Genomic DNA, 15,433 nt, shown 5'->3' with positions numbered 1-15,433 from the left:
GACGGCCTCTTCGATCCACGAGCCGACCCGGCCCCTCCGAGGTGGCGCGCCGCGCGCTGGCGGACGTCGTGGAGAGTACGGACGGAATCCCCTACGTCGAGGAGACCGTGCGACTCCTCGAACGAGCGGGCGTCACGGTCGTACTCCGCTGAGCCTCGGGCCGCGTCCGGCACGGTGTCATCGGGGCGACCAGCGCTCGCTGTTCATGAGGTTGCCGAGTCCCGCCCAGGCGAAGTTCATCAGCGTCGCCGCCGCCTCCCAGGCCGTCATCCCCGGCGTCTCGTTGGCCCAGCCGGCCAGCGACTCCGCCGCCCCGACCAGCGCCTGGGCGAGCCCGGCGACATCCCGTTCGGCCAGCTCCGGATCCCGCTCGGTCTGCCGGTGGGTCTCCTCGGCGGCGGCACCGATCAGCGTCCCCACGTAGGCCACGATCTCGTCGCGCATCGACGCCGCCTCGCTGGCGAACGGCTCCCCGTGCGTCCGCGCCTGACGGTTCAGCACCGCCCAGCCGTCGGGGTGCTCGGCGGTGTGCGTGAAGAAGGCCAGCAGACCGGCCCACAGCTGTTCGTCGGCCGGCAGCCGCGGATCGACCGCGGCGGCCACGGCGCCGAGCAGCGCCTTCGCCTCGCGTCGGATGCAGGCGGTGAAGAGGTCTTCCTTGGAGTTCAGATACAGGTAGACCAGGGGCTTGGACACGCCCGCGAGCTCGGCGATCTCGTCCATGGAGGCGGCCTGGTACCCCAACTGCCCGAAGGTCTGCACGGCGGCGTCCATCATCTGCTGCTCCCGCACGGCCCGCGGCAGCCGCCGGACCTTCGCGCCTCCGACCTCGGTCATCCCACTACCCCCAACTCGCCTGCACTGGGGGGAGAGCCTACGTGCCCGTGACCCGGATGATCAGCGATGTCTGGCCAATGCCAGACTCATCGTGACCGGGTGGGGGGGCCGCCAATGGTTGTGGGGGTACCCGGTCGCATGCGCAGCGGCCCACCCGTGCCTGCCCCCTGGTCACGGAGGAACAGCACATGACAGCTGCCGCAGCGAGAGAGACGAGACGCGGACGGGGGGCGACAGGGCGCACGGGAGCCGCGCGGTGGACGACCGTGGGCCTGATACTCACCCTCTTCTGGTCGGTGCTGTCGGTACTGGTCCTGCCCGCGGATGCCGCCGAGGGTGCGGACATCACCGGTGAGCACACGAAGGTCTTCCTGAAGGGGGAGAAGGAGAACGCCACGGCGGAGCCGTACGCCTGCTTCCGCAGCCCTGCCGTGGTGAAGAGCAAGGGGGGTGCGCTGCTGACCTTCGCCGAGGGGCGCATCGGTGACTGCGGCGACAGTGGTCGGATCGACATCGTCGCGAAGCGATCCGTCGACGGCGGGGTGACCTGGAGCAGCCTGAAGGTGGTGGCCAGGCACAGCAGCGCGAGCGGCTTCCCGCACAACCCGGTGCCCATCGTGGACACCACGAACAGCAACGCCGACCGGGTCGTGCTGCTGTACTCGTGGAGTTACGACCACGTCTACCGCCTCGTCAGCGCGGACGGCGGGCTCACCTGGGACGCCGCCAAGGACATCAGCACCACCGTGTGGCCTTCCGACAAGCCGGACTGGGGGACCTGGCCGAACGGGCAGATGAGCGTCGGCCCCGGCCACGGCATCCAGCTCACCAAGGGCGCGAAGGCCGGACGCATGGTGGCGGGCCTCTGGATCCGCAAGGCCCCCGGCACCAAGGGCACCCCCATGGGCGTGGGGCTGATCTACAGCGACAACAGCGGCGCGGACTGGAAGCTCGGGGCGCACTCCCTCGGAGCCGAGCCGCTGATCGGCGCGCAGGAGCCGAGCCTCTTCGAGCGCGCCGACGGCAGCATCGTCGTCGTGGCACGCAACGAGGAGGGGACCGCGGCCACGAACCGGACGGCCTACGCCATCTCCTCCGACCAGGGCCAGAGTTTCGGGGAGGAGCTCAGGCTGCTGCCGGAGCTTGGTCTGCCCGCCATCGGCGTGCAGACGTCCACGCTGGCGATCCCGCAGGAGGGGCGCGAGGGGTACGGCCGCGTGCTGCTCGCCGCCCCGGCCGATCCGACGACACGGAAGAACCTGACGATCCGTTCCTCCTTCGACGGGGGCCTCACGTGGCAGAGCCCCGCTCAGGGATCGGTCGTCCGGGAGGGTCTCTCCGCCTACTCCGACATGGTCGCCATGGACGCAGGGCGGTACGGCATCGTCTATGAGGGCGGGGAGGAAGCCTCCTACCAGTTCGTCTCGTTCGCCACCTTCACGGAGGCGGACCTGGACGGCCAGCCCGCGAACGCCGACGCTCTGACGGGCAGCCAGCACACGGGTGCGCTGGCCACCGGGGACCCCGCCCAGTTGCATCTGTTCGCCCCCACGACGACCGGCGGGCTCGGCAACTGGTACGAGAGCTCCGACGGCACCGTCAAGCAGAGCATCTGGGGTACCGGGGCCACGGGCGAGACGGTGTCCTTCGGCTACGGCAGTCAGCAGCACGTCCTGGTCCGCGCCACCGACGGAAACCTCCTTCACCGGTTCTGGGACGCCGGCAGCGGGACACTGCACCAGCAGACCTGGGCCGAGCCGGGTGCCGTGGCCGGAGCGCCGACGGCGATCGTCACCCCCGGCCAGCAGCATGCCTTCGTCCGCGCGACGAACGGCGGACTGCTGCACATCTGGTGGGACGCCGGAAGCGGAGAGCTGAACCGGCAGAGCTGGGCAGCGGACGGCACCCTGGCCGGGGATCCGGTGGCCGTCGTCTACGGCGATCAGCAGCACGTCTGGGCCGCCGGCAGCGATGGCAGGCTTCACCACTGGTGGTGGACGAAGGGGATCGGCGTACGTCACGAGATCTGGACCGGATCGGCGAAGGGCACGCCGACGGCCTTCGTGTACCGCGGGCAGCAGCACGTCTACGCCAGTGACGGCCAAGGCGTCCTGACCCACTGGTGGTGGGACCACGGAACCCGAGCGGTCAAGAAGGAGACGCTGCCCGTACCGGCACCGTCGGCCGAGCGGCTGGCCGGGCGGCCGGTCGCCTTCGTCCACGGCACCCAGCAGCACATCTTCGCGCGCACCACGGACGACAGGCTCGCCCACTGGTGGTGGGATCCGACCGCGAAGAACAAGTTCGCGGTGTGGCCGGGATCCGTGCACTCGGATCCGGTGGCGCACAGCGTCGACGGCACCCAGCACGTGTACGGGGCGTCCGTCGACGGGACGCTCACCCATTGGTGGTGGAACACGACGGACGGCGTCAGGCAGGAGGACTGGGGCGGACAGATCCCCAAGACCGGACGCTGGTGAGCGGAAGGCCCCGACGACGTGATGCCCATGCCCCCCGTTCGCGGGGGGCATGGGCATCACGGGGCGGCTGGGCGCCCGACGGTCAGGCGGCGACGGCGACTTCCCGTCGCTCGTCGACCGGGGACGAGGAGGCGGCGTTGTACGCGTCGACGTCCAGGATCTTCTCTCGGGCCGCGACGACGACCGGAACCAGCGCCTGGCCCGCCACGTTCGTCGCCGTCCTCATCATGTCGAGGATCGGGTCGATCGCCATCAGCAGGCCCACGCCCTCCAGCGGGAGGCCCAGCGTGGAGAGGGTCAGGGTCAGCATGACCGTCGCGCCGGTGAGGCCAGCGGTGGCCGCGGAGCCGACGACCGAGACGAAGGCGATCAGCAGGTAGTCCTGGATGCCGAGCTGCACGTCGAAGATCTGCGCGATGAAGATCGCGGCGAGCGCCGGGTAGATCGCGGCGCAGCCGTCCATCTTGGTCGTGGCGCCGAACGGGACGGCGAAGGAGGCGTACTCCTTCGGGACGCCGAGGCGCTCGGTGACCTTCTGGGTGACCGGCATGGTGCCGACCGAGGAGCGGGAGACGAAGGCCAGCTGGATGGCCGGCCAGGCGCCCTTGAAGAACTGGATCGGGTTGACCTTGGCGACCGTCGCGAGCAGCAGCGGGTAGACGCCGAACATGACCAGCGCGGAGCCGATGTAGACGTCGGCGGTGAAGGTCGCGTACTTGCCGATCAGCTCCCAGCCGTAGTCGGCGATGGCGAAGCCGATGAGGCCGACGGTGCCGATGGGGGCGAGGCGGATGACCCACCACAGGGCCTTCTGCAGCAGCTCAAGGACGGACTCGGAGAGCGTGAGGATCGGCTTGGCGCGGTCGCCGAGCTTCAGTGCGGCGACACCGGCGACGGCGGCCATGAAGACGATCTGAAGGACGTTCAGCTCGGTGAAGGGCGTGATGACGTCCGACGGGATGATCCCGGTCAGGAAGTCGATCCAGGTGCCCTCGCGCTTCGGCAGCTTGCCGTCCTGCGGGGTGAGGCCGGTGCCGGCGCCCGGGTTGGTGATCAGGCCGATCGCGAGGCCGATGGCGACCGCGATCAGCGACGTGATCATGAACCAGACCAGGGTCTGGGCGGCCAGGCGGGCCGCGTTGTTGACCTTGCGGAGGTTGGTGATCGACACCAGGATCGCGAAGAAGACGAGCGGGGCGACGGCCAGCTTCAGGAGCTGGACGAAGATGTCGCCGACCTGGCCGAGGGTCTCCTTGAGCCAGCTGACGTCCTGGCTGCGGGCGAGCCAGCCGAGCAGGACACCGAGCACGAGGCCGGCGACTATCTGGGCCCAGAAGGGGATCTTCGGTATGCGCGAGGAAGTCGGGGACTTCGTCTCGGGCGTGGACGCGGACGCGGACACAGACACACTCCACAGGTGCGTATCGGGGAATACGGGACGGGGGTGCGGTACACCGCGCTCGCGCGGTACCGCTGCATGATGCCGGGGTCAGAGCTCGCGGCAACAGACCGCGGACATACAGCGGCACAGATCGACATGCAGGCGCGCCACGAGCGGGGTGCTCATGGCATCGGGGAGGCGCACAGCTGTCTTCATGGCGGACACGTTAACACTTGAACTTTGAGAACCTCAAAGCCCTTCTTTGAGGTAGTCGAAGTCGGAATCCGCCTCCGAAACGCAGAACACCCCGGTCGGGAGCCTTCGAAGCTCCCGTTCCGGGGTGTACGTCCGTGTACGTCTGTGATGAACCTTACGCAGCCCTTACAGGCCGGTCACTCGTCCCTCACACGTCCTCGCGGGTCCGGTTGTCGGCGAGGCGGCCCTTCGCGCGGTCGACCTTGGCCACGATCTGCTCGGACATCGCGTCCCGCTGGCCGCGCAGCAGGACGAAGCTGAGCGGCGCGGAGATCACGATGGCGAGCAGCAGCACCCAGAGCAGGTTGGAGTCGCCGAGGCCGCGCGGGAGCACGCCGACGTAGACGAGGCCCCAGAGGACGAAGAAGCAGCCGGCGAAGACGCCGAGGCGCATGAGGGTGTAGCGAAGGGTCGCGGCACCCGTTCCGTTCTCGGCCACGTCGGCCCCTTTCTCTGTCTGTGCGGTTTCGCCCCACCAGTGAAGCACGGGACGAATTGGATCAATTCAGGGGGAGCAGCATCATGATGTCGTCGCGGTCGTCGCCCTCGGCCACCCGGATCGCGCCGGGCACCCGCCCGACCTCCTTGTAGCCGCAGGAGCCGTAGAAGCGGTCGACGCCGGTGCCTCCCCGGCAGGTGAGGCGTATCGCCTCGATCCCGTCGAAGCCTCGGACCGCGTCCTCGACGGCGGCCATGAGGTCGCGGCCGTACCCCTTGCCCTGGTGGGAGGGGTGGACCATCACCGTGTACAGCCACACCCAGTGCTTCATGAGCCGGTGCGTGTTGTACGCGACGAAGGTGGTGGCGGCGACGGTGCCGTCCTCCTCACAGCCGACGACGAGTCGCATCCGGCCCTCGGTCATCGCGACGAGGTGCCTGACCAGTTCGGGCCGCACCTCGTCGGCGGTCACCGGCGGCACGAAGCCGACGGCGCCGTCGGCGTTGGTGACGTCCGTCCACAGCCGCAGGATCCCGTCCCGCAGGGCGGGGGTGATCGGGGGGTCCAGCGCGAAGGTGAGGCTCATCGGCCTCAGACCCGCATGGGCTGGGGCGACTCGCGGCGGTCCGCGTCCGGTCCCGGGTACTCGCGGATGATCTCGTAGCGGGTGTTGCGCTCCACCGGGCGGAAGCCGGCGTCGCGGATCAGCTCCAGCAGGTCGTCACGGCCCAGCTTGTTCGGCGTGCCGTAGTTGTCGGCGTCGTGCGTGATCTTGTACTCGACGACCGAGCCGTCCATGTCGTCGGCTCCGTGCTGGAGGGCGAGCTGAGCGGTCTGGACGCCGTGCATGACCCAGAAGACCTTGACGTGCGGCACGTTGTCGAAGAGGAGCCGGGAGACGGCGAAGGTCTTCAGGGCCTCGGCGCCGGTGGCCATGGTGGTGCGCGCCTGGAGCTTGTTGCGGACCTTGCCGTCCTGCATGTCGACGAAGTCGTGCTGGTAGCGCAGCGGGATGAAGACCTGGAAGCCGCCGGTCTCGTCCTGGAGCTCGCGCAGCCGCAGTACGTGGTCGACGCGGTGCCGGGGCTCCTCGATGTGCCCGTAGAGCATCGTCGAGGGGGTCTTGAGGCCCTTGGAGTGCGCCAGGCGGTGGATCCGGGACCAGTCCTCCCAGTGGGTGCGGTGGTCCACGATGTGCTGGCGCACCTCCCAGTCGAAGATCTCCGCGCCGCCGCCGGTGAGGGACTCCAGGCCGGCCTCGATGAGCTCGTCGAGGATGTCCGAGGCGGACATGCCCGAGATGGTCTCGAAGTGGTGGATCTCGGTGGCGGTGAACGCCTTCAGGGAGACGTTCGGCAGGGCCTTCTTGAGCTCGGAGAGCGAGCGCGGGTAGTAGCGCCAGGGCAGGTTGGGGTGGAGCCCGTTGACGATGTGCAGCTCGGTGAGGTTCTCGTTCTCCATCGCCTTGGCGAGGCGGACGGCCTCCTCGATCCGCATCGTGTACGCGTCCTTCTCGCCCGGCTTGCGCTGGAACGAGCAGTACGCGCAGGACGCGGTGCACACGTTCGTCATGTTGAGGTGACGGTTGACGTTGAAGTGGACGACGTCACCGTTCTTGCGGGTCCGGACCTCGTGGGCCAGGCCGCCGAGCCAGGCCAGGTCGTCGGACTCGTACAGAGCGATGCCGTCCTCGCGGCTCAGCCGCTCTCCGGAACGGACCTTCTGCTCCAGCTCGCGCTTGAGTCCCGCGTCCATGCGGCCGCCTCCCATGTCTGATGATTTCAGGCTCCACCCACCGTACTCTCAGCCTTCCTCGGGGAGATCTCCGACCCGGTTCTCCCACTTGGTGGAGAGCACGATGGTGGTACGGGTGCGGGAGACGCCCTTGGTGCCGGACAGCCGGCGGATCGTCTTCTCCAGGCCGTCGACGTCGTCCACCCGCACCTTGAGCATGTACGAGTCGTCGCCGGCGATGAACCAGCAGTCCTCGATCTCGGCGAGGTCCTTCAGTCGGCGCGCCACGTCCTCGTGGTCGGCGGCGTCGGAGAGGGAGATGCCGATGAGTGCGGTGACACCCAGTCCGAGCGAGGCGGCGTCGACGGTCGCGCGGTAGCCGGTGATGACTCCGGCGGCCTCCAGTCGGTTGATGCGGTCGGTGACGGAGGGGCCGGAGAGCCCGACGAGCCGGCCGAGTTCGGCGTAGGAAGCCCTGCCGTTCTCGCGCAGAGCCTGGATGAGCTGCCTGTCCACGGCGTCCATAGGTACGAAGCCTTCCATTGTCCAGCGATACCGCGAGTATAGGTATAGAATCTAAGGCACACAGGGGCGACACCCTGTGAATCTTTCAGTCGATCAAAGACGATCTTTCAGGAGTGGTGTTCACCGTGTACACGATCGAGATGGCCTACGCCCGTATGCGCGAGCTGCAGGACCTGGCCAACCGCTCGCGTGCCCACCAGCCGTCCGCCTCGAAGCGCGCCCGGAAGAACCGCGCCGCCAAGAAGCGCTAATCACCGCGGGAGGCGCCCCCGAGCTCTCCCTCCCAACGGCGGTACAGCCGGTGCGGCACCCCTGCCGCGTCGAGCACCCGCCCGGCGACGAAGTCCACCAGATCCTGGATGTGCGTCGCCCCCGCGTAGAACGCCGGAGAGGCGGGCAGCACCACGGCGCCCGCCTCGTCCAGCGCCACCAGATGCTTCAGCGTCTGCCCGCTCAGCGGGGTCTCCCGCACCGCGACCACCAGCGGCCGCCGCTCCTTGAGCATCACGCTCGCCGCCCGCTGCAGCAGGTCCTTCGAAAGCCCCAGCGCCACACCCGCCACCGAGGCGGTCGACGCGGGCACGATCAGCATCCCCTTCACCGGGTACGAGCCACTGCTCGGCCCCGCCGCCAGGTCCCCCGCGTTCCAGTAGCGCACGTCCTCGATGTCGGGAACGAACGTCCCCGGCTTCCCGTCCGCCCCCCGCGCCAGCCACTCCGTCAGGTCCTCGCGCCAGTGCGCGTCCCTGAAGGCGATCCCCGTCTCGTCGAGCAGCGTCAGCCGCGACGCGCGCGAGACCACCAGATCGACGCTCTCCCCCGCCGCGAGCAGCCCCCTCAGGACGGCGGCCGCGTACGGAGTCCCCGACGCCCCGGACACCCCGACGACCCAGGGACGACGCTGCTGATTCTCTACCGGCTCCACGCCGACGAGCCTATCCGGCGACCCGGAACGAGAACTGTCCTAGGGGTCCCGTACGTTCACCCGAGGCAGGGGAAGAAACGCTTCAGGGGGTTGTCATGACGGATCTCGACACCAGGCAGTGGGGTACGGCCGACCGGGCGAAGGCGGCGCTGTGGCTGATGGCCGGCTGGGTCGCCCTGCTCTGGGCCCTCGAAGCGGTCGACTACGCCACCGGCCACGCCCTCGACGCGTACGGCATCGTCCCGCGCGACCCCGCCGAGCTGGCCCACGTCGTGCCGGCCTCCTTCCTCCACTTCGGCTTCGACCACGTCGCCTCCAACAGCGTCCCGCTGCTGGTCCTCGGCTTCCTGGCGGCCATCGGCGGCATCCGCCGCTTCCTCGGGGTCGTGGCGCTGATCATCGTGGCCGACGGCCTCGGCGTCTGGCTGGTCTCCCCGTCGTACACCAACACGGCAGGCGCCTCCGGCCTCGTCTTCGGGCTCTTCGGCTATCTGCTGGCCCGGGGCTTCGTCGACCGCAGGGTGCTCGACATCGTCGTGGGGTTGCTGGTCGCGGCGGTCTGGGGCAGCTCGATCCTGCTCGGCATATCCCCCACCAACACGACGGTGAGCTGGCAGGGCCACCTGGTGGGCCTGCTCGCGGGTGTGGCGGCGGCCTTCCTCTTCCGCCGCCGCGGGACCGCCGTCGCGGCGGCGTGAGCCCGGGCCGGGCATGAGCCGGGGCGCCCCCGTCCGGCCGGCGCCGGGCCGTCGGCCCCGGGGCGTCGGGGCCGCCGACTCCACGAGCCGGACCCGGTCCCCCGCGTCCGGCTCGTGAACCGGGTGGGGCTCAGACGGTCAGACCGCGCACCAGCAGATCGAGCAGCGTGCACACGAACAGGGCCATCCCGATGAAGCCGTTGACGGTGAAGAACGCCCGGTTCAGCCGGGACAGGTCGTGCGGCCGCACGATCGAGTGCTCGTAGCAGAACGCCGCGATCACGATCACCAGGCCGATCCAGAAGAACAGCCCCGCGTCCGTCGCCAGCGCGTACGCGACCAGCAGACCCGTCGTCACGACGGCCGAGCCGCGCGCGCCCCAGAGCGCCGCGGGGACGCCGAAGCGGGCCGGGACCGACATCACGCCGTGGGCCCGGTCCGCCTGGACGTCCTGGCAGGCGAAGATCAGGTCGAAGCCGCCGATCCAGACGCCGACCGCGAGCCCGAGGATCACCGCGTCCCAGGACCACGCCCCCGTGACCGCGATCCAGGCCCCGATGGGCCCTATGGCCTGGGCGAGACCGAGGATCGCGTGCGGGTAGTTCGTGAACCTCTTGCCGTACGGGTAGACCACCATCGGCACCACCGCGAGCGGCGCGAGCGCCAGACACAGCGGGTTCAGCAGGGCCGCGGCCCCGAGGAAGACGACGACCGCGATCCCGGCGCCCGTCCACGCGGAGCGCACCGACACGGCACCCGTCACCAGCTCGCGCTGGGCGGTGCGCGGGTTACGGGCGTCGATCTCGCGGTCGATGATCCGGTTGCAGGCCATCGCGAAGGTCCGCAGCCCCACCATGCACACGGTGACGAGGAGCAGCTTCCCCCAGTGGATGTTCCGGTCCAGCTGGAACATCGCGGTCAGCGAGGCGATGTACGCGAACGGCAGCGCGAAGACCGAGTGCTCGATCATCACCAGGCGCAGGAAGGCCTTCGTACGGCCCGGCTGTGCGCCGGGTACGGCCGCGGTGGTCACAGGCCGTACTCCTTCCAGCGGCGGTCCACCAGGGCGGCCGTCGCCGGGTCCGACTCCACCATGTCCGGCCAGCCGCCGTCCCGGGTGTACCCCTCTTCGGGCAGCTTCTTGGTGGCGTCGATGCCCGCCTTGCCGCCCCAGAACTGCTGGTAGGAGGCGTGGTCGAGGTGGTCGACCGGGCCCTCGACGACCGTGAGGTCGCGGGCGTAGTCGGTGTTGCCGAGCGCGCGCCAGGACACCTCGTGCAGGTCGTGCACGTCGCAGTCCTTGTCCACGATGACGATGAGCTTGGTCAGCGACATCATGTGGGCGCCCCAGATGGCGTGCATGACCTTCTGCGCGTGCTTGGGGTACTTCTTGTCGATCGAGATGATCGCGCAGTTGTGGAAGCCGCCCGACTCGGGCAGGTGGTAGTCCACGATGTCCGGCACGATGATCTTGAGCAGCGGCAGGAAGAAGCGCTCCGTGGCGCGCCCCAGCGGCCCGTCCTCCGTCGGCGGCCGGCCGACCACGATCGACTGGAGCAGCGGACGCTTGCGCATCGTCACGCAGTCGATCTTCAGCGCGGGGAACGGTTCCTGCGGCGTGTAGAAGCCGGTGTGGTCGCCGAAGGGGCCCTCGGGGAGCATCTCGCCCGGCTCCAGCCAGCCCTCGATCACGACCTCCGCGTTGGCGGGGACCTGGAGCGGCACGGTCTTGCAGTCGACCATCTCGATCCGCTTGCCCTGCACGAAGCCGGCGAACAGGTACTCGTCGATGTCGCCGGGCAGCGGCGCCGTCGAGGCGTAGGTCACCGCGGGCGGGCAGCCGAACGCGATCGCGACCGGCAGTCGCTCGCCGCGCGCCGCGGCCACCGCGTAGTGGTTGCGGCTGTCCTTGTGGATCTGCCAGTGCATGCCGATGGTGCGCTTGTCGTGGCGCTGCAGCCGGTAGAGCCCGAGGTTCCGGACGCCCGTCTCCGGGTGCTTGGTGTGCGTGAGCCCCAGGTTGAAGAAGGACCCGCCGTCCTTGGGCCAGGTGAAGAGCGCGGGCAGCCTGTCCAGGTCGACGTCGTCGCCGGTGAGGACGACCTCCTGGACGGGAGCGTCCTTCACCTTCTTCGGCGGCACGTGGACCATCGAGCCGAGCTTGCCGAACGCCTCGCGGACGCCGACGAAGCCGTGCGGCAGCTCGGGCTTGAGCAGTCCGCCGATCTTCTCGCTGATCTCGCCGTACGACTTCAGGCCGAGGGCCTTGAGCAGCCGGCGGTCCGTGCCGAAGACGTTCATCGCGAGCGGCATGGCGGAGCCCTTGACGTTCTCGAAGAGGAGCGCCGGACCTCCCGCCTTGTTCACCCGGTCGACGATCTCTCCGACCTCCAGGTACGGATCGACTTCGGCCTTGATGCGCTTGAGGTCGCCTTCGCGCTCCAGAGCCCTGAGCAGCGAGCGGAGATCGTCGTAAGCCATAGGGGTCAGTATCCGCCACGGGCTACGCTTGGCCTGTCACCGGGGCCGTCGAAACGAGCCCTGCCATTGCTTCCAGGGGGCTGTCCCACATGCTCAGGGCGCTGATGTACATCCTGCCGCTGGCGCTGACGATCTACGCCTTCATCGACTGTCTCAACACCCCCGAGGACGAGGCGAAGCATCTGCCCAAGGTCGTCTGGGTCATCATCATCCTGCTCTTCTGGATCGTCGGCCCGATCGTCTGGTTCGCCGCGGGCAAGATGCGCAAGGCCCCCGCCGGCGGTCGCACGCCCTCGGAATGGCACCGCAACCACCGCCACGAGTGGGTCGCCCCCGACGACAACCCCGAGTTCCTGAAGTCCCTCAAGGACGAGAACGAGAAGGACGAGGCCGTCCTCAAGGACTGGGAGGCGGACCTGCGCCGCCGCGAGGAGGAGCTGAAGAAGCGCGAGCAGGGCGACGACGCCAAGGACAGCGACGCCTGAGGGAGCCGGAATAGCCCCGCGGGGGAGACGGGTTGGCACCAGCGACCCCTCACGACGGAGCAGACATGACACTGGCCTCCCCGGGCACCCCGCACGGCCCGGACTTCTCGGACCGCTCGTTCCTCTTCGTCCTCGGCAGCTCCCGCCCCGACGGCAACTCCGAGCTCCTGGCCCGCGCGGCCGCCGCCCGTCTCCCGGCCGACGTCCCGCGGCGATGGGTGGACCTGAACCGGCTGGACCTGCCCGACTTCCAGGACGGGCGGCACGAGGTCTCCGGACCGCCGACCCACGCGACGGAGCGGGCGCTGCTGGAGGCCACCGTGGAGGCCACCGACGTCGTCATCGTCTCCCCGCTGTACTGGTACAGCTTCTCCGCCCAGACCAAGCGCTACCTGGACTACTGGTCGGGCTGGCTGAACGTGCCCGGCTCGGACTTCAAGGAACGCATGGCCGGCGGGACGCTGTGGGGCGTGACGGCCCTGGCCCACAGCGAACACGTCGTCGCGGACGGCCTGGTGACCTCCCTGAGCAACTCGGCGGCCTACCTGCGGATGCGCTTCGGCGGTGTCCTGACGGGCACGGGCTCCCGGCCCGGCCGGGTGCGGGCGGACGAGGGGGCGATGACCCGCGCCGAGACGTTCTTCCACCGCGAGGCGCCGCTCGCCCTGTTCCCCTACGAAGCGGTGGAGACCGCCGCGTAGACCCCCTGGCGCCGGGGATCACCGCACCGGATGGCAGGGGCAGCCGCACACGAGGTGGCGGACGCCCTGGACACCGGGGTCGCGGGGCTCGTGGTCCCGGCAGCGGTCGTGACGGCCGACGATGCAGCGCGGGGAGCGGAACTCGGGCTCGGGTTCGGCCGCGAGGGCGCGGGTGAACAGGGACACGCTCACCGCGTCGGCGATCTCAGGCGTGACCCACCAGGCGTCCCCCGCGCGGTCGCGGTGCGGACCGTCGTGCGCCACGGCGAGCACACAGACCGAGCCGCCCCACACCGGCCGCACCACCTCCGCGACGTCGAAGACGGACCGCCGCGCCCCGCAGCGGCTCATCGGGCGCCGCCCGCGTGGATGTCCCGCTGGTCCACGTCCAGGCCGACGGTGGCCAGCCACAGCGCCCGTCGGCGCCTGCGCTGGACCGCCCCGGACCGGCAGGGACGAGCGAGCGAGCGGGCCGCGTGAGCCGGGCGGGGGCGGGGGCGGCGCCGGCGCGTTCCGGTGGGCGGCAGCGTGAGCGTCAGCAGCCAGAGAAGGGCGGGGATCAGCACCCAGCCCAGTGCGTGCGCGATAGGGTTCCGCACGTCATCAACTCCCTTGAAGTTGGTGGCCATGCCCCGGGAGGTCTAGCCACCTCGCCGGGGTCTTCGTGTCCCACGAGCCTACGAGACATGTATAGCTCTGCATAGCTCACCAGTGGTTCGCACAGGTCTTCGACGCTTACGTTGGTCGGGTGACCGACCGCAGCCAGATCCCCGAGTTCGACCCCCAGGGCCCCCAGCTGGTGTATGTCGCGGTGGCCGACCACATCGCCGCCCGTATCGCGGCCGGTGAGCTGACCCCGGGAGCCCGTCTGCCCGCCGAGCGAGACCTCGCCGAGGAGTACGGCGTCGCCTATCTGACAGTTCGGCGCGCGGCCCGAGTCCTGCGGGAGCGAGGCCTGATCCTGACCGTTCACGGCAAGGGCACGTTCGTCGTCGATCCTCTGCCGACGGACGAGGACCGGCAGCAGGTGTGACAGCCCGTGTCCACCGGGGAAGAGTCCCCCCGTGGACACGGAACAGGCCCGCCGGTGGCTCACCACCGCCGTCGCCGAGGCGCGGGCCGGACGGGACGAGGGTGGCATCCCCATCGGCGCCGCGCTCTACGGCGCGGACGGGACGCTGCTCGGGCGCGGGCGCAATCGGCGCGTACAGGACGGGGACCCCTCGACGCACGCGGAGACCGCCGCCTTCCGGGCCGCCGGCCGGCAGCGCTCGTACCGGGGCACGACGATGGTGACCACCCTGTCGCCCTGCTGGTACTGCTCCGGCCTGGTGCGGCAGTTCGGGATCTCGCGGGTCGTCGTCGGGGAGGCGGAGACCTTCCACGGCGGGCACGACTGGCTGGCGGAGCACGGCGTCGAGGTCGTGGTGCTCGACGACGCCGAATGCACCGCTCTCATGCGGGAGTTCGTCGAGAAGCATCCGGCTCTGTGGAACGAGGACATCGGCGATGAGTGAAGCACGCCTTCCGACGATCGATCTGACCCGCGATCCGGCCGGGCAGCTGCCCGCCGTCGACCGGGCCCTGCGCGAGGCCGGTTTCCTGCTCGTCACCGGGCACGGTGTCGACCCCGGTCTGCGGGCGGAGATCCGGGCGGTCGCCCGGCGCTTCTTCCACCTGCCGCCCGCCGTCAAGGAGCCGTACGCGGTGCGGGTCGGCGGGCGGGGCTGGCTCGGGCCCGGAGCGGAGGCCAACGCGTACGCGGAGGGGACCGCGACCCCGCCGGACCTGAAGGAGTCGCTCTCCTTCGCGGCGGACGAGCCGACCGGTGATCCCGCCGTGGACGCCGAGTGGTTCCTGCCGAACACCTGGCCCGCGGAGGTGCCCGAGCTGAAGCCGCTCGTCCAGACCTACCTCACCCGGATGCGAGCCCTGTCCGACCACGTCCTCGACCTGCTCGGCGAGGCGCTCGGCGAGGAGCGGGACTTCTTCACCCGGCACACCGGGCACCCGACGTTCGGCTTCAACATCAACTGGTACCCCGGGCGGGAGCGGACGGGCACCCCGGAGCCGGGTCAGTTCCGGATCGGCCCGCACACCGACTTCGGCACGGTCACCGTCCTGGACCGGGAGGCGGGCAAGGGCGGCCTTCAGGTGTTCACCGACGCCGGGGGCTGGCAGGACGCCCCGTACGATCCCGCCGCGTTCACCGTCAACATCGGCGACGTGATGGCGGGTTGGACCGGCGGACGGTGGCGTTCGGGACGCCACCGGGTGCTGCCGCCACCGGCCGACGCGCCCGCCGAGGAGCTGATGTCGCTCGTGTACTTCTACGAGTGCGACCCGGGCACCACGATCCACGGCATCGAGTCACACAGCTACCTGAGGGCCCAGCTCGACGCCATCGCCACGGACTAGCAACAGCTCCACAACAGAGTCGAAAAGGCTGCCGCTTTCCCAACTCTCTGTCGATATCCTGTAGTTGTCTGTGA

The 15,433-nt window shown here is 69.9% G+C and carries 19 protein-coding genes; 8 read left to right on the top strand and 11 right to left on the bottom strand.

What is annotated here, in order from left to right:
• Positions 1-177 precede the first annotated feature (177 nt).
• Positions 178-837, bottom strand: coding sequence for a TetR/AcrR family transcriptional regulator (locus AB0D99_RS26620; protein WP_362367257.1), 660 nt, complete (start codon positions 835-837; stop codon positions 178-180).
• A gap of 266 nt (positions 838-1,103) precedes the next feature.
• On the opposite strand from AB0D99_RS26620, the gene AB0D99_RS26615 reads away from it, so the two are divergent.
• Positions 1,104-3,317, top strand: a complete 2,214-nt coding sequence (locus tag AB0D99_RS26615) for an exo-alpha-sialidase (protein ID WP_362367254.1) — start codon at positions 1,104-1,106, stop codon at positions 3,315-3,317.
• Between the two features lie 82 nt (positions 3,318-3,399).
• Here the strand turns inward: AB0D99_RS26615 and AB0D99_RS26610 are convergent, their stop codons facing one another.
• The 5 genes from AB0D99_RS26610 to AB0D99_RS26590 all read right to left on the bottom strand — a co-directional run bounded on the left by AB0D99_RS26610 (position 3,400) and on the right by AB0D99_RS26590 (position 7,651).
• A complete protein-coding gene (locus AB0D99_RS26610; protein ID WP_362367251.1) occupies positions 3,400-4,725 on the bottom strand; it encodes a dicarboxylate/amino acid:cation symporter in 1,326 nt (441 codons plus the stop codon).
• Positions 4,726-5,101: 376 nt separating this feature from the next.
• Entirely contained in the window at positions 5,102-5,392 is a 291-nt protein-coding gene (locus tag AB0D99_RS26605) for a DUF4229 domain-containing protein (RefSeq protein ID WP_362367248.1), read from the bottom strand.
• A 61-nt stretch (positions 5,393-5,453) separates the two neighbouring features.
• Complete coding sequence (locus AB0D99_RS26600) at positions 5,454-5,978, bottom strand: GNAT family N-acetyltransferase (protein ID WP_362367245.1); 525 nt, start codon at positions 5,976-5,978, stop codon at positions 5,454-5,456.
• Positions 5,979-5,983: 5 nt separating this feature from the next.
• The gene (gene mqnE, locus AB0D99_RS26595; protein ID WP_362367242.1) at positions 5,984-7,147 is read right to left on the bottom strand and encodes an aminofutalosine synthase MqnE; all 1,164 of its coding nucleotides are present in this window, start codon (positions 7,145-7,147) and stop codon (positions 5,984-5,986) included.
• 48 nt (positions 7,148-7,195) lie between these two features.
• Entirely contained in the window at positions 7,196-7,651 is a 456-nt protein-coding gene (locus AB0D99_RS26590; RefSeq protein ID WP_318104107.1) for an Lrp/AsnC family transcriptional regulator, read from the bottom strand.
• Positions 7,652-7,764: 113 nt separating this feature from the next.
• On the opposite strand from AB0D99_RS26590, the gene AB0D99_RS26585 reads away from it, so the two are divergent.
• The gene (locus AB0D99_RS26585; RefSeq protein ID WP_362367238.1) at positions 7,765-7,902 is read left to right on the top strand and encodes a hypothetical protein; all 138 of its coding nucleotides are present in this window, start codon (positions 7,765-7,767) and stop codon (positions 7,900-7,902) included.
• Here AB0D99_RS26585 and AB0D99_RS26580 read toward each other — a convergent pair.
• Positions 7,899-8,576, bottom strand: a complete 678-nt coding sequence (locus AB0D99_RS26580) for a UbiX family flavin prenyltransferase (protein ID WP_362367236.1) — start codon at positions 8,574-8,576, stop codon at positions 7,899-7,901. The two genes, AB0D99_RS26585 and AB0D99_RS26580, sit on opposite strands and share 4 nt — an antisense overlap.
• Positions 8,577-8,671: 95 nt before the next feature.
• Here AB0D99_RS26580 and AB0D99_RS26575 point away from each other — a divergent pair, with 95 nt between their 5' ends.
• Positions 8,672-9,274: a rhomboid family intramembrane serine protease gene (locus AB0D99_RS26575; protein ID WP_362367233.1), complete on the top strand. Its 603-nt coding sequence runs from the start codon at positions 8,672-8,674 to the stop codon at positions 9,272-9,274.
• Positions 9,275-9,404: 130 nt separating this feature from the next.
• Here the strand turns inward: AB0D99_RS26575 and mqnP are convergent, their stop codons facing one another.
• Together mqnP and AB0D99_RS26565 are read right to left on the bottom strand one after the other, a co-directional pair.
• Positions 9,405-10,307 (bottom strand): menaquinone biosynthesis prenyltransferase MqnP, encoded by a 903-nt coding sequence (mqnP, locus tag AB0D99_RS26570; RefSeq protein WP_362367230.1) that lies wholly within the window; start codon positions 10,305-10,307, stop codon positions 9,405-9,407.
• Entirely contained in the window at positions 10,304-11,755 is a 1,452-nt protein-coding gene (locus AB0D99_RS26565; RefSeq protein WP_362367227.1) for a menaquinone biosynthesis decarboxylase, read from the bottom strand. The genes mqnP and AB0D99_RS26565 overlap by 4 nt, the downstream gene beginning before the upstream one ends.
• Positions 11,756-11,844: 89 nt before the next feature.
• Here AB0D99_RS26565 and AB0D99_RS26560 point away from each other — a divergent pair, with 89 nt between their 5' ends.
• The gene (locus AB0D99_RS26560; protein WP_362367224.1) at positions 11,845-12,240 is read left to right on the top strand and encodes a PLD nuclease N-terminal domain-containing protein; all 396 of its coding nucleotides are present in this window, start codon (positions 11,845-11,847) and stop codon (positions 12,238-12,240) included.
• Between the two features lie 65 nt (positions 12,241-12,305).
• Positions 12,306-12,941, top strand: a complete 636-nt coding sequence (locus AB0D99_RS26555; protein ID WP_362367221.1) for an NAD(P)H-dependent oxidoreductase — start codon at positions 12,306-12,308, stop codon at positions 12,939-12,941.
• A gap of 18 nt (positions 12,942-12,959) precedes the next feature.
• On the opposite strand, the gene AB0D99_RS26550 is transcribed toward AB0D99_RS26555, so the two are convergent.
• Entirely contained in the window at positions 12,960-13,292 is a 333-nt protein-coding gene (locus AB0D99_RS26550) for a hypothetical protein (protein WP_362367218.1), read from the bottom strand.
• Entirely contained in the window at positions 13,289-13,540 is a 252-nt protein-coding gene (locus tag AB0D99_RS26545) for a hypothetical protein (RefSeq protein WP_362367215.1), read from the bottom strand. The genes AB0D99_RS26550 and AB0D99_RS26545 overlap by 4 nt, the downstream gene beginning before the upstream one ends.
• Before the next feature lie 149 nt (positions 13,541-13,689).
• Here AB0D99_RS26545 and AB0D99_RS26540 point away from each other — a divergent pair, with 149 nt between their 5' ends.
• The 3 genes from AB0D99_RS26540 to AB0D99_RS26530 are packed head-to-tail and all read left to right on the top strand — an operon-like array spanning position 13,690 to position 15,359.
• Positions 13,690-13,974, top strand: coding sequence for a winged helix-turn-helix domain-containing protein (locus AB0D99_RS26540; protein WP_362367212.1), 285 nt, complete (start codon positions 13,690-13,692; stop codon positions 13,972-13,974).
• A gap of 31 nt (positions 13,975-14,005) precedes the next feature.
• Positions 14,006-14,458, top strand: coding sequence for a nucleoside deaminase (locus AB0D99_RS26535; RefSeq protein WP_362367209.1), 453 nt, complete (start codon positions 14,006-14,008; stop codon positions 14,456-14,458).
• Positions 14,451-15,359: a 2-oxoglutarate and iron-dependent oxygenase domain-containing protein gene (locus AB0D99_RS26530; RefSeq protein ID WP_362367206.1), complete on the top strand. Its 909-nt coding sequence runs from the start codon at positions 14,451-14,453 to the stop codon at positions 15,357-15,359. The genes AB0D99_RS26535 and AB0D99_RS26530 overlap by 8 nt, the downstream gene beginning before the upstream one ends.
• Positions 15,360-15,433 lie beyond the last annotated feature (74 nt).

The organism is Streptomyces sp. NPDC047971, assembly GCF_040653355.1.
In the GTDB taxonomy this organism is placed as follows: Bacteria; Actinomycetota; Actinomycetes; order Streptomycetales; family Streptomycetaceae; genus Streptomyces.
Note: the sequence above shows the minus strand (reverse complement) of the source record. Positions and strands in the feature narration are given on the sequence as shown.

What these genes read in the sequence shown, in the direction of transcription:
- AB0D99_RS26620 (WP_362367257.1), bottom strand. Translation starts at nt 837, where the DNA reads ATGACCGAGGTCGGAGGCGCGAAGGTCCGGCGGCTGCCGCGGGCCGTG.
- AB0D99_RS26590 (WP_318104107.1), bottom strand. Translation starts at nt 7,651, where the DNA reads ATGGACGCCGTGGACAGGCAGCTCATCCAGGCTCTGCGCGAGAACGGC.
- AB0D99_RS26600 (WP_362367245.1), bottom strand. Translation starts at nt 5,978, where the DNA reads ATGAGCCTCACCTTCGCGCTGGACCCCCCGATCACCCCCGCCCTGCGG.
- AB0D99_RS26565 (WP_362367227.1), bottom strand. Translation starts at nt 11,755, where the DNA reads ATGGCTTACGACGATCTCCGCTCGCTGCTCAGGGCTCTGGAGCGCGAA.
- AB0D99_RS26530 (WP_362367206.1), top strand. Translation starts at nt 14,451, where the DNA reads ATGAGTGAAGCACGCCTTCCGACGATCGATCTGACCCGCGATCCGGCC.
- AB0D99_RS26575 (WP_362367233.1), top strand. Translation starts at nt 8,672, where the DNA reads ATGACGGATCTCGACACCAGGCAGTGGGGTACGGCCGACCGGGCGAAG.
- AB0D99_RS26550 (WP_362367218.1), bottom strand. Translation starts at nt 13,292, where the DNA reads ATGAGCCGCTGCGGGGCGCGGCGGTCCGTCTTCGACGTCGCGGAGGTG.
- AB0D99_RS26560 (WP_362367224.1), top strand. Translation starts at nt 11,845, where the DNA reads ATGCTCAGGGCGCTGATGTACATCCTGCCGCTGGCGCTGACGATCTAC.
- AB0D99_RS26555 (WP_362367221.1), top strand. Translation starts at nt 12,306, where the DNA reads ATGACACTGGCCTCCCCGGGCACCCCGCACGGCCCGGACTTCTCGGAC.
- mqnE (WP_362367242.1), bottom strand. Translation starts at nt 7,147, where the DNA reads ATGGACGCGGGACTCAAGCGCGAGCTGGAGCAGAAGGTCCGTTCCGGA.